The following is a 14,154-nucleotide window of genomic DNA, read 5'->3' as shown; positions in this document are numbered from 1 at the left end:
AAAGTAGATCTTAAAATCTTTACAGGAATTTATTCTTAAGAAGTGGCTTATGCTTAAATACAAAGGACAAGAATTAGTTTTCTTACCACATTTAAGATAATTTTAAGAGAGGTGTTTTTTGCAAATTACTTGCCCTTTTTTTTTTCTGCACGTTTATACCTTTGAAGCACCAAATACAGCTTCAAATTTCACTTTTAAATTACAGTTTCCTTATAAAAAGTACATCCACTTATAAGGTAGTTATTATATTATATAACAATAATTTTATTATAAAAATAATTATGATAAAAAGGACACTCTTTGCCTCAACTTTAGGGTTGACATTATTATGGACCAATTTATACGCACAAAAAAATAGCCCTTTGGTAGATAGTAATGAGGCAAAAATGCTAGATTATAACCACACACAGACCTATGAAATAGGAGGTATTAATGTTAAAGGGGCAATATATACCGATGCAAATGGAATTATAGCCATCACAGGGCTTACTATAGGTGAAACCATACGTATACCTAGTGATCAAATCAGCAAGGCAATTAGAAATCTTTGGAAGCAACAACTTTTTGTAGATGTAGCGATCAATATAGAAAAAACAATAGGGGATATTGTGTTTTTAGAAATTGAAGTACAAGAATATCCACGGTTTGCTCGCCATGGGTACAAAGGAATTCCAAAAGGGCAACACGATGATGCAAATGCTGTTGTTCAACGATATTTGCAAAAAGGGCGAGCAGCAACTCCTGCTATGAAACAAAGCGCTATCAATGCGTTAAAAAAACTTTATATAGAAAAAGGTTTTTTGGACGTTGCTATTGAGGTGGACGAAACAGAGGACGTCATTCTAAAAAATTCCATTCGATGGATATTTAATATTCAAAAAGGAAAACGTGTACGGATTGCAAAAATCAACTTTCACGGGGTCAAAAATGCTAAAAAAGGCAAATTGTATCGTTCGATGAAAGAAACAAAACGCAACAACTTCTGGGCGATCTTCAAACCATCTAAGTTTATTCAAGAAGAATACGAGGTGGATAAAAATAACTTGATAGCTTATTATAATTCTATCGGGCATCGGGATGCTCGTATCCTAAAAGATTCTGTATACTTTGTTCAGAAGAAAAATAGGAAGGTTTTGCATATTGATATGCAGGTAGAAGAAGGAAATATTTATCGTTTTGGAAGTATAAAATTCAAAGGAAATACCATTTACTCCGATCGAATTTTAAAAAACATTATAGGCATCGAAAAAGGAGCCATTTATGACAAAGATTTATTAACGACTCGTCTAGAATTTGACAAAAATGGGAGAGACCTAAAAACGCTTTATATGGATAATGGGCACCTGTTTTTTAGAGTTGATCCAATCGAAAAAGGAATTCGAGAAGATTCGATTGATTATGAAATTCGTATCGTAGAAGGACCGGTTGCCAAAATTGGTGCGGTTAGAATTATTGGCAATACTAGAACTAGTGAACATGTTATTCGCCGTGAACTGAGAACCTTGCCAGGAAATAATTTTAGTCGTTCTGATTTGATTCGTTCTCAAAGAGAATTGATGGCATTAAATTATTTTAATCCAGAAACGATGCAGATTAATACCCCAGTTAATATAGAACGAGGAACCGTAGATATTGAATATGTCTTAGAAGAGAAAATTTCTGACCAAATAGAGTTATCCGCAGGTTGGGGAGGGACGACCGTTTTTGGAACCGCAGGGATTAAATTGACAAATTTTTCTTTGCGCAAGTTTTTTCAGCCCAAAACTTGGAATCCTTTGCCCGCAGGAGATGGTCAAACGCTATCGTTTAGAATACAAACCAATGGACCTAGTTATCAATCGTATAATTTTTCTTTTACAGAACCTTGGTTGGGGGGCAAAAAGCCTAATTCTCTAACGTTTTCTGCTTATTATTCTAACTTTACCAATGGGTACACCGAAGAGAGTTCGGCATTGAGACGTTTGCAGGTAACAGGTGCAACGATAGGGTGGGGAACTCGTTTGCGTTTTCCAGACGACTTTTTTGTCTATCAGGCAAGCCTGAACTATAAGAAAATGGATTTGTTGCGTTGGGATGACATCAATGTTCCTTCAGGAACGTACCACAACTTGAGTTTTAATCAAACTATTTCTAGAAATTCTGTTGACAATCCAATTTTTCCAACAAAAGGCTCCAATATTGCTCTAAGTATGAGTTTTACATTGCCGTATTCTTTGTTGTCAAACAATAATGAAACCTCAGGGACAAAAGACCGATTGGTCGAGTATCACAAGTGGGATTTTACGACGGAGTGGTATGGAAAAATCGCCAAGAATTTTGTTGTGAAAATAGGAGGCAAAATGGGATTCTTGGGCTATTATAATCCAGATTTAGGGGTAACTCCTTTTGATCGGTACGAATTGGGGGGAAATGGTTTGTCTAATCCTCAAACTGTTCAAGGACGAGATGTGATTTCTATGCGAGGGTACGAATTGGGTGATTTGGCAGCGAATGGCGCTGGTGCTACAATTTATAATAAGTTTAGTTTAGAGTTTCGCTATCTGATTTCTCCTAATCCAAGTGCTACTATATGGGCTTTGGCGTTTCTAGAAGCAGGAAATGCTTGGTCGAATGCAAAAGATTACAACCCTTTTGATTTAAAACGATCGGCAGGTTTAGGTTTTCGCATCTTTTTGCCAATGTTTGGTACACTAGGAGTCGATTATGGAATTGGTTTTGACAAACCTAATTTGAGTGGCGTGAAAGATTTTACAAAGTATGGAACCTTTAATATAGTGTTGGGAGTCGAACCAAAATAATTTTAAACAATATTAGACATGATCACGAATGAAATGGTATGCCTACAAAAACATCTTGCTTTCTCACCTATACAACTCTATTCGTGATAATGTCTATTCTTAACTGGATTAAAATCAAAAATAACTGACCTCTTTTTTGCGATTTTAATAGATATATTTTCTTATTGCTATTAGATTACCTTACTTTTGTGCAAAAATTATCGTTTATAGGTTTGAGTAAAATTTATAGATAAGATATTACAGTAATCAGACGTTTAAGAATAGTAATTGTATGGTCTTTGTACCATATTGTTGCACGACAAAATTAGTTTGATAAATGTAGCCACAATAAAATGGACTTTTTAATGGCATCTAAATATAACTAAACAATCCAAAAAATAATGATTGTTTATGATTGGGTGTGACATTGAGAGCCACAATGCTGGTTTAAAATTGTTATTATTATAAAAAATATTATGATTCAGAGGTTATTTAGTGTAGTATGCGCTGTGTTGTTGTTATCGAACCAAAGTACTTGGGCACAAGCGACAGAAGAAAAATTAGATTCGTTAGAACCTGCACCATTGATTGATTATAGCGAACCACAAACTTATGAGATTGGTGGGATAGAGGTTGTAGGAGCAAATTATACAGATGCCAATGGAATCATTGCTTTATCTGGATTAACAGTAGGCAAAACAATTCGTATTCCTAGTGATCAGATTTCTAAAGCGATCCGAAAACTATGGAAACAAGGACTGTTTGTAGATGTTAATATTAACATTCAAAAGAAAATTGGAGATATTGTATTCTTAGAAATCAAAGTAAAAGAATATCCACGTTTTGCTCGTCATGGATACAAAGGTATTCCGAAAGGTCAGCATGATGATGCTAATGCAGCTACAAAGCGTTATCTTCAAAAAGGTCGTGCGGCAACTCCTGCTATGAAACTGCACGCTGTACAAGCCTTAAAAGAAATCTATATCGAAAAAGGATTTTTAGACGTAGAAATAGAAGTGATTGAAGAAGAAGATAAAATTCTTAAAAATTCGGTTCGTTGGGTTTTCAATATCAAGAAAGGAAAGCGTGTTCGTATTGCCAATATCAATTTTCATGGTGTTGAAAAGATGAAAAAGGGAAAGCTTTATCGCTCTATGAAAGAAACCAAACGCAATAATATTTGGGCTATCTTCAAACCTTCTAAGTTTATTCAAAAAGAATACGAACAAGACAAAAAAAATATTATTGCTGCTTATAATAACCTAGGACATAGAGATGCTGTTATCACAAAAGATTCTGTTTATCTAGTTCAAAAAGGGAAGCGCAAAGTCATGAATATTGATATTCATATTGACGAAGGAGCAACTTATGTTTTTGGTGATATTGTATTTAGAGGAAATACAACCTACTCTGATCGTATCTTAGATAATATTTTAGGTATCAAAAAAGGAGATGTGTACAATGAAGAGCTGATTCAAACTCGTTTGAAGTTTGATCGTAACGGTCGAGATATTAGTACGCTTTATATGGACAATGGATACCTGTTTTTTGATGCAACGCCTATCGAAAAAGGTGTTCGAGAAGATTCCGTAGATTTAGAAATTCGTATTTCAGAGGGACCAATTGCTATTATTGCCAATGTGATTATAAAAGGAAATGATCGTACGCACGAGCACGTTATCCGTCGCGAGTTGAGAACGTTGCCAGGCAATAAATTTAGCCGTTCTGATATTATTCGTTCTCAACGAGAGCTAACAGCTTTGAACTATTTTAATCCAGAGAATATTCAAATCAATACGCCTGTCAATCCTCAACGAGGAACGGTAGATATTGAATATATCGTCGAGGAACGTCCATCGGATCAGTTAGAATTGTCTGCTGGATGGGGTGGTGTTGGTCGTGGAGTTATTGGTACACTTGGGGTTACGTTCAATAATTTTTCTTTGAGAAATTTATTAAAACCAGAAGCTTGGAATCCTTTGCCACAAGGTGATGGTCAACGATTGTCTTTGCGTGTTCAGACAAACGGTCGTTTTTATCAGTCGTACAACTTCTCTTTCACAGAACCATGGTTGGGAGGCAAGAAACCAAATGCCTTTACAATTTCTGCTTATCATACGAATTTTAACAATGGATTTAGTCAAGAAAGTTCTGCATTCCAACGCTTGCAAATTACGGGAGCTTCTATTGGTTTAGGAACTCGTTTGCGTTTTCCTGATGATTTCTTTGTGTATCAAATTAGTTTGAATTATCAGAACATGGATTTGTTGCGTCGTTATGATTTTGAAATTCCAACAGGATCATTCCACAACTTGAGTTTGAGCCAAACTATTTCAAGAAACTCTATCGACAATCCAATTTTCCCTCAGAAAGGCTCTAATATTTCATTGACCTTGAAATTGACAATTCCATACTCTTTGTTTGATAATAAATCGGCTTCGGATTATGCGTTGATGGATCCTGCAAAGAAATTTGAATTGTTGGAATACCACAAATGGGATTTCTTGGCAGAGTGGTACGGAAAGATCGTGAAAAACTTTGTAGTAAAAGTTGGTGTTAAAATGGGATTCTTAGGCTTCTACAATCCAAACGTTGGTTTGTCACCATTTGAGCGTTATGAGTTAGGAGGAGATGGAATTTCTAATTTCCAAGGATTGCAAGGAAAAGATATCATTTCTTTGAGAGGATATCGTGATCCTGTAACGGATGTTTCTGCTGCTAATGCACAAGGGGCAGCTATTTATAATAAAATTACAATGGAATTGCGTTACTTGATTTCTCCAAATCCAAGTGCTACTATTTGGGTGTTAGCATTTGCAGAAGCAGGAAACGCTTGGTCAAAATTTGAAGATTATAACCCATTCCAATTAAAACGTTCAGTAGGAGCTGGGGTACGTGTGTTCTTGCCAATGTTTGGAACACTTGGATTTGACTACGGAATAGGTTTTGATAAGCCACATTTGAACGGAAGTACTAAAGTAACTGACTATGGAGCCTTTAATATTGTCCTTGGGTTTGAACCTAAATAAGCGTTTTACTGTTACTAAAATAGTAAAGCCGTATTCATAATAAATTATAGTTAAGAGCCGAATTGTGAGTACCCACAATTCGGCTCTTTATATGAAGTATTGGGGCGTTTAGAATCAAAAAATGCCCAAGAACGACTGATTTAACGACTTTTTTTGATAAAAGGACAATATTTAATTGAATATGTTGTTGTAAAAAGTTAAAGTTTTTTAACTTTATTCTAGTAAAAGAAACACAAGGGACTATTTCCCTATTTTTATAATAAAACGAATCGTATTGGCTAAAAAATTTAATAGAAGAAACACCTATAACAAGGGGAATCAACCGAGTCATCGCATTAATGGATTTATCAAAGTACCTGAAGTGCGCTTGGTTGGAAATAATTTTAAAGAAATCAGCAAAGTAGCAGGAAAAGACTTAGAACCAGGTGTCTATCCAACTTCAAAAGCACTGGAATACGCTACTAAATTGGAAATGGATTTGGTCGAAATCTCTCCAAAAGCTTCTCCTCCTGTTTGTAAGATTATTGAATACAAGAAATTCTTGTATGAAAAGAAGAAAAAAGAAAAAGAGCTTAAATCTAAACAGGTAAAAGTAGTCGTTAAAGAAATTCGCTTTGGTCCGAACACAGATGACCACGATTTTGAATTTAAATTGAAGCATGCTAAAAAATTCTTAGAGCAAGGTGCTAAGGTGAAAGCTTATGTTCAATTTAAAGGACGTACTATTGTGTTTAAAGATAGAGGAAGAGATCTTTTGAAAAGATTTTTGAAGGAACTAGAAGGTATTGGCTTCCCTGATTATCCACCTAAAATGGAAGATAGAAGAATGCATTGTACCTTGGCCCCTAAGAAGATGGGTAAGTCTAAATAAAACTTAACATTTTATTAGGAGCAAACTTCAGTAAAAGCCTCTTAATATTTCTTATCTTTGCCCCAAAATCCTGTCTTTGTTCAAAAAGACAGGGTAACTATAACTTAGTGTGCCTTATTGTATACAAATTTTTAAAGGCAAGCTTGGAATTTGCGTATAGCGTGTCGTTGAGACCAACTCGCAAATGAAATGGTTGTTTTTGAAAGGTTACATTGATAAAAATTTTAGTATAATTATAATTTCATGTTTGGAGCAAAAAAAGAAAATAATTTACCTAAAGGAAAAGGAGCTTCTTCATCTGCCCACAATAGCTTGGTATTTGGTACGGTCATTACAGGAAATCTTAAATCAAAAACAGATATAAGAATTGATGGCAAACTAGAAGGCAATTTGGAAAGTGAAGCTAAAGTTGTTGTTGGAAAAAATGCTTTAATTGTTGGCAATATTGTCTGCGAAAGCATTTTAATTGAAGGTAGAATAGAAGGTAATATTACCGCCAGAGGTTGTTTGCACATTCAAAGTGCTGGAACGGTATTCGGTGATTTAAGAACCAATAAGTTAATTATTGAGGACGGAGCTGTGTTTGACGGTGCTTCTATTATGAAAAAAACTTCTTCAACACAAACTAAAAATGGACAAGAAGGATCCTCATCTAACAAAAAGCAAAACGTCCAAAAAGCAAGTTAATTTCCTAAAGTATACCAGTATGGCTACTCAAATGGGAGTAACCATTGGTTTGTTTATTTTTGTAGGATTAAAACTAGATGCTTGGTTGGAAACCAAAGTGCTTTTTGTGCTAATAGGTTCTCTTTTAGGGGTTGGACTATCTCTATATTATTTTATCAAACAAGCAATTTCAGATAATGAATCGTAGTTTCTAAATTGGTAGAAACAAAACGATTTTTAATACAAAAGGAGAATGGCTCCCAAAAAATTTTATATACAGCTTACAATCATATCTATTGTTGTCGCTTTATTATTGGTGCTGCTAGACTCATCTAACTTAATAAGCTCTCATCTATCTTTATCATGGATAAGTTGGGGCTTCTTTATTTTATTCTCTATAGGTTTGTTTTATGCTTCTTCCAAAACTGCAAAAAGCGAAAACAAAAATCTATTTGGGCAAATATTCTTGCTGTCTATCTTTTTTAAAATGCTTTTTTGTGCCACTTTGTTAATTGTTTATATGTTGGTAACAGCACCTAAAACAGCTTATTTTGCCTTACCTTTTTTATTTGTCTACTTAGTTTATACAGTATACGAAGTCTATTTTGTAACTAAATTAGCAAAAACATAACGTTTTATGTACGAATCTAATGTTAATGAGAATTATAAATCAATGATAGATCCCAATAGTTTAAACTGGGATTTATTGGAAATAAAAGATGGGAGATTTCATATCTTACAAGACAACCAGTCTTTTGATGCGACGGTCTTGGAGGCGGATTATGAAACAAAAACATTTCGGATTAAAATTAATAGAAATGTTTATAATGTAACACTGAAAGATAAATTTGATCTCTTGGTAGAAAAATTAGGGTTCTCCAATATGACAGCTCAAAAAGTAAACCACATCAAAGCTCCAATGCCTGGGTTGGTTTTGGATGTTTTGGTACAGGTAGGAGATACGGTGGCTAAAGGAGATTCTGTCCTTATATTGGAGGCTATGAAAATGGAGAATATTATAAAAGCAGATGGCAATGCTGTGGTCAAAAGCATTGAAATTGGAAAAGGAACACCTGTGGAAAAAAATCAAATTTTAGTAGAATTTGAGTAATTAGAAGCAACAAAAATACTATTAAGTCAGATAAAAAACGGCTATTAGAAATGTGATTTTCTAGTAGCCGTTTTTATTTAGACTAGTTGAAATGATAAAACTGCTATGCAACAAAAGAAGTACTTGCCTACCGAAAAAAACTTCTAAATACGTTTGAGAGAAAAATGAGTTGCCTAGATAATAGTTATCTGATAAAGGGTAATTGTCTAAAGGTAAGATCGTTTAAATGTAGTTTTAAAATAGCATGAATTTTTTTTTAATACTTTGATTATTATTGATTTATGGTTTTGTTTTTGCGTTTTATTATGAGGTAATTATTCTTTTTTTATCCGTTTTCTGTTCTGATTTCGGCAAATGAAAAACGTATCCTTTGTTGAGGAAATCTTACTTTTATTTCACCCCCACCTCATTTTCGAAATTTATTACAAATAAAACTTAATTATGAAGAGAATTTTCATTTCTATCTTATTCAGTTGTCTATTTGTCCACCAGACAACCGCACAAATGACAAATGAAGGAGCACCTCGCAGTTGGAGTTTAAAAAAAAATCAATCTAGAATTGATTATTACTTAATGCCAAAATTTAATTTAGAAAAACAAAAAAAAATAGATGCATTAAATGCCGCCTCGAAAACAAAACCGTGGCAATTTGGCTATGAATATACCGTCAATTATGGCTTGAATAATAGTGGTACTTGGACGACATTGGCAAATGGAGATCGAATTTGGCAAATTGAGATCGAATCAAAAAATGCCTTAACAATGAATTTTGTTTTTGATGACTATCATTTGCCTAAGGGAGCTACTGTTTATTTGTACAATCCCAAAACAAAAGAAGTACAGGGAGCCTATACTCATGCCAATAATAGTGCTGATAGAATGTTAGGAACGACACTTATACAGGGTGATAATGTTGTGATTGAGTACTATGAACCTAAGGTGGTACAAGGTCTAGGGGCTTTAAATATTAGTATGGTTGTTCATGGATATCGTCAATTAGGAGCTTATCCTAGTAGTAAATTAACGAAAGGTTTGAACGATGCTGGAGATTGTCATATAGATGTGAATTGTCCGCTGGGTTCAGGGTGGCAAGATCAAATCAATTCAGTTGCGTTGATTATAGAAGGAGGGAATGCACTTTGCTCAGGAGCGTTGATTAACAACACTTCTAATGATGGAACACCTTATTTCTTAACGGCAGAACATTGTGGAGCTGCAGGTTTTGGCGCATGGGTTTTTCGTTTTAATTGGGAAAGCCCTGTACCCGTTTGTGCACAAGTAGGTAATAGCCAAGACCCTGGTGCGCCATATAATGAAATAAATGGTGCTGTATTGCGTGCAAAGAAAAGTGATTCTGATGTTTTGTTGTTGGAGTTGAATAACACCCCAACAGGAAATGTTTATTATGCGGGTTGGAATAGAAGTACAACTCCTGCAACTCAAGTAACTGGAATCCATCATCCTTCTGGCGATGTAAAGAAAATTAGTCGAGATAATGATGCTGCTGTATTTGTAAATGCAGGGAAGTCATTATGGAATGTAGAGGGGTGGGATCAAGGAGTAACAGAATCAGGTTCTTCAGGATCCCCTTTATTCAATCAGAATAAATTAATTGTTGGGCAGTTATTGGGGGGGGCATCAGCCTGTGTTGGTACAAGTGGTAATGCCGATGCAGATGCTTACGGTCGTTTTGATGTTTCTTGGAATGGTACAAGTCCTGCGGATCGTCTGAAAGATTGGTTAGACCCAGGAAATATAGGGCTGGTACAACAATCTGGTTACGACCCAAATGCTCCAGTATTGGCTGTAGATGCTGGAGTTGTTCAGATTAATGGAATTGAAGCACTTTATTGTGGCGTAGATTCTTTTATCCCTGAAATTTTAATTCATAATTACGGGAGTGATACCATTACTACTCTAGAGATTGTTTATGATGTGGATGGAATTCCCTATCCTAATTATTCGTGGATAGGAACTTTAGCTCCTAATGGTATTGTAAGAGCTTTTTTGCCAACGATAACCTCGACGGATGGAATGCATACATTTACTGCGGTTACTGTTATGCCCAATGGCATGGTTGATTCTAACACAGTTGATGATGCTCGTAGTATGTCTTTTTCTATTACAAGGGGAGGGCAACAAGTAGATTTGGAGTTAATTTTGGACTGTTTTGCTAGCGAAACTTCGTGGTCACTAACAGATTCTGCAACTGGTCAAGTTTTGTATAGTAGAGATACGGCTTTCTATCTTGATAATTTTTCAACAATAGATACTGCTCAAGAGCGATTTTGTTTGACAAATGGTTGCTATCGTTATACTATCTACGATAAACACGGAGATGGTATGGATGGAACAGGTTTTTGTGGTCGTTCAGGAGATTATACGATAAGGGATGAAAATGGCAATGAGTTAGCTCGTATGACAGCGGCAAATGGAAATTTTGGAGATAGCGCAGTTCATTATTTTTGCTTGCCATATGTTGTTAGTAATCAGATGTCTATTTTTAATTTGAATGAGTTTAAAGTATTTCCAAATCCAACTGATGGAATTGTTTATGTTAATTTAGGATTAAAAGAATCTGAAAATATTAGGCTAGAACTGTATACGGCAACAGGGCAATTGCTAGAGCAAGTAATTGCTCAAGATAGTACATCAGAGCAGTTTGAATTTGATTTAAATATGTATAGTATGGGGATGTATTTTGTGAAACTGCGGGTTGGAGACCAAACACTTGTCAAAAAAATTGTTAAGAATTAAGATACTTTATTTTTTGTCAAAAAGTAGTGGATGTTAGTTACACTCTATGAGCTTTTAGGCTTGTAGGGTGTTTTTTATACCATATTTAGGAGCGTACTAAGTGATAGAAGAGGGCATAAAGAAACTGCTCATGGAATAATCTACGACTACATCGTAACAGTGCAGTACTAAAATTATAGTAATTAAAAGTAAAATAAGCGCCTGAAAGATAGGAGCAAATGGTGTTTTGTTGTTGGCTAGAGTCCTTTTTTTATCAACTTCCTGTTTTGTGTTTTGGCAAATAAAAGACATTCTTTTGTTAATAAAATCTTATTTTTGTTTTGTCCCCACTTTATTTTCGAAATTTTTACCAACAAAGTGTATTATGAGCAGAACTTTTATTTTTATTCTGATAGGTTGTTTATTAGCGATTCAAACTAAGGCACAAATGACCAATGAGGGACAACCTCATAGTTGGAGTTTAAAAAAATCTAGACCAGCAATTGATTACTATTTAATGCCAAAATTTGATTTAGAAAAACAAAAAAAAGTAGATGCATTAAATGATGCTACAGGTATGAAGCCTTGGCAATTTGGATATGAGCATACGGTCAATTATGGTCTTAATAATAGTGGAACATGGACTACCTTGGAAAACGGGGATCGAATTTGGCAAATCGAGTTTGAGTCAAGAGGAGCTTTAACAATGAACTTGGTATTTGATGATTATCAATTACCGGCAGGAGCAACGGTTTATTTATATAATCCGAAAACAAAAGAGGTACAAGGCGCTTATACTAGCCAAAACAACAATGCCGATAGAATGCTAGGAACTACGTTGGTTAAAGGTGATAATATTGTAGTAGAATACTACGAACCGAAAGCTGTCCAAGGAACTGGTGCTTTGAATATAAGTATGGTTGTGCATGGATATCGTTCGCTTAAAGGTTATCCGATGGAAAAGGCAATTAAAGGTCTTAATGACGGAGGGGCATGTAATATAGATGTTGCTTGTCCATTGGGTTTGGGATGGCAAGATCAGATCAATTCAGTTGCCATTATTATTGTAGGAGGAAGTGGCAACTGTACAGGTGCTTTAATTAACAATACTTCTAATGATGGAACACCTTATTTTTTGACGGCTAATCACTGTGGTACCTCAGGTTTAGGAGCATGGGTTTTTCGCTTTAATTGGGATAGTCCTGTACCTGTTTGTGCTCAAAATGGCAATAGTCAAGACCCTGGAGGACCATACAATGAGGTGAATGGTGCCGTTTTACGAGCAAACAATAGTGGTTCTGATTTTGCATTAATGGAATTAAATAGCGCCCCAACAGGAAATATCTACTATGCAGGTTGGGACAGAAGTACAACGCCTGCTACAGAAGTAACAGGAATTCACCATCCTCGTGGTGATGTAAAGAAAATTTGTCGAGAAGAAGACCCTGTTACTGCACTGAATTGGAGTGGTGCTGCCGTATGGGAAGTAGCAGACTGGGAACAGGGAGTGACAGAGCCAGGTTCTTCAGGGTCTCCTTTGTTTAATCAAAATCAATTGATTATTGGGCAGTTGTATGGTGGAGGTGCTGCTTGTAACGGAACGAATGACAATGGATTAGAGGATAATTATGGTCGTTTGGATGTTTCTTGGAATGGTGCTAGTGCTTCTGAGCGTTTGAAGGATTGGTTAGATCCAGGAAATACCAATGTATTGACACACTCAGGGTACAATCCTAATGGTCCAGGTATTGCTTTGGATGCTGGTGTGGCTCAAATTAGTGGTATAGAAGAGAACTATTGTAATGTTGATTCTTTTATTCCTGAAATTTCCATTCGAAACTATGGCAGCGATACGATTACCACTGTAGACATTATCTATGATGTAGACGGCGTAGCTTATCCTACTTATTCTTGGACAGGAACTCTGCTTCCTAATAGCATGGCAACGGTTGTTTTGCCAACGGTAACGGCAAGTGCTGGAGCACATATATTTAATGCCAAAACGATAACACCTAATGGTGCATTGGATTCTAATGTGGTTAACGATGCTCGTAGTGTGCCTTTCTTTATAACTTTGGGAGGTCAATCGGTAGCATATTCATTGGCTTTTGACTGTTTTGGGAGCGAAACAAGTTGGTCTATTAGCGATTCGGCAAGTGGGATCGTTTTGTATAGCGGCGGTCCTTATAGCAACAACTTTTCAAGTTTGGATACTTTCAAAGAGCAATTTTGCCTAGCAGATGGTTGTTATCGTTATACAATATATGATAATTATGGAGATGGCTTGGATGGTACCAGTAGTTTCTGTGGTCGTTCAGGAGATTATTGGATTGCGGATGCTGTTGGCAATGAACTTGTGAAAATGACTGCTCCCAGTGGAAATTTTGGAGATAGCGCTGTCCACTATTTTTGTTTACCTCTTGTTATCAATGGTCAAACAAATGTGAATTCCCTAAACGAGTTGAATGTATATCCTAATCCAACAGAGGGAATGGTGTCTATTGATTTTGCCTTAAAAGAATCTCAAGATGTTCAATTAGAACTATATACAATAACAGGGCAGTTGCTAGAACAAATAAGCTTAGGGAATAGTATTGCGGAGCGACTTGAATTAGATTTGAAACAGTACAATGCAGGAATGTATTTTATAAAGTTGCGAGTTGGTGATCAAACCTATGCTAAGAAAATTATCAAACATTAGTAGGAGCATAGAATCTTATACTAGATAAATAAACGTAATAAAAGAAAGAAAAAACACTCTATGGGCTTTGTCTATAGAGTGTTCTTTTTTGAGATTGGTGTTATAGTTTAAAAAATTATTAAATATAATTAGATGAATCTTGTTTTTGTTCTTTGAGAGTTGTTGATTGTCAATAGTTTTTGCTTTGGATATAGAGGTGATATTCTTTACATATAATTTACATATATAGACCCATTAAAAAAGGCTTGATGTGGCTAAACAAA

Annotated in this window: 9 protein-coding genes; all 9 read left to right on the top strand. The window is 35.4% G+C overall.

Going from position 1 to position 14,154, the window contains the following annotated elements:
* Window positions 1–281: 281 nt before the first annotated feature.
* The 9 genes from bamA (QP953_RS19035) (at window position 282) to QP953_RS18995 (ending at window position 13,891) form a co-directional block, all read left to right on the top strand.
* Window positions 282–2,798 (top strand): outer membrane protein assembly factor BamA, encoded by a 2,517-nt coding sequence (bamA, locus tag QP953_RS19035; RefSeq protein ID WP_309552411.1) that lies wholly within the window; start codon window positions 282–284, stop codon window positions 2,796–2,798.
* Between the two features lie 455 nt (window positions 2,799–3,253).
* Window positions 3,254–5,806 carry an outer membrane protein assembly factor BamA gene (gene bamA, locus QP953_RS19030; protein ID WP_052599348.1) on the top strand — a complete coding sequence of 851 codons (2,553 nt, stop codon included), beginning with the start codon at window positions 3,254–3,256 and terminating at the stop codon, window positions 5,804–5,806.
* Window positions 5,807–6,080: 274 nt separating this feature from the next.
* On the top strand, window positions 6,081–6,677 hold the full coding sequence (gene infC, locus QP953_RS19025; protein ID WP_052599349.1) for a translation initiation factor IF-3: 597 nt from the start codon (window positions 6,081–6,083) through the stop codon (window positions 6,675–6,677).
* A gap of 243 nt (window positions 6,678–6,920) precedes the next feature.
* On the top strand, window positions 6,921–7,364 hold the full coding sequence (locus QP953_RS19020; protein WP_052599350.1) for a polymer-forming cytoskeletal protein: 444 nt from the start codon (window positions 6,921–6,923) through the stop codon (window positions 7,362–7,364).
* Between the two features lie 19 nt (window positions 7,365–7,383).
* On the top strand, window positions 7,384–7,551 hold the full coding sequence (locus QP953_RS19015; protein ID WP_197043921.1) for an AtpZ/AtpI family protein: 168 nt from the start codon (window positions 7,384–7,386) through the stop codon (window positions 7,549–7,551).
* Between the two features lie 45 nt (window positions 7,552–7,596).
* The gene (locus QP953_RS19010) at window positions 7,597–7,974 is read left to right on the top strand and encodes a hypothetical protein (protein WP_052599351.1); all 378 of its coding nucleotides are present in this window, start codon (window positions 7,597–7,599) and stop codon (window positions 7,972–7,974) included.
* A 6-nt stretch (window positions 7,975–7,980) separates the two neighbouring features.
* Window positions 7,981–8,454, top strand: a complete 474-nt coding sequence (locus QP953_RS19005) for an acetyl-CoA carboxylase biotin carboxyl carrier protein subunit (protein WP_309552409.1) — start codon at window positions 7,981–7,983, stop codon at window positions 8,452–8,454.
* Window positions 8,455–8,895: 441 nt separating this feature from the next.
* Window positions 8,896–11,211 carry a T9SS type A sorting domain-containing protein gene (locus QP953_RS19000; protein ID WP_309552407.1) on the top strand — a complete coding sequence of 772 codons (2,316 nt, stop codon included), beginning with the start codon at window positions 8,896–8,898 and terminating at the stop codon, window positions 11,209–11,211.
* Window positions 11,212–11,575: 364 nt separating this feature from the next.
* Window positions 11,576–13,891 (top strand): T9SS type A sorting domain-containing protein, encoded by a 2,316-nt coding sequence (locus tag QP953_RS18995; RefSeq protein WP_309552406.1) that lies wholly within the window; start codon window positions 11,576–11,578, stop codon window positions 13,889–13,891.
* Window positions 13,892–14,154: the final 263 nt, after the last annotated feature.

Source organism: Aureispira sp. CCB-E (assembly GCF_031326345.1).
Classification (GTDB): Bacteria; Bacteroidota; Bacteroidia; order Chitinophagales; family Saprospiraceae; genus Aureispira.
The sequence above is the reverse complement of the archived record's forward strand: the minus strand, read 5'-3'. Positions and strand labels throughout refer to the sequence as shown.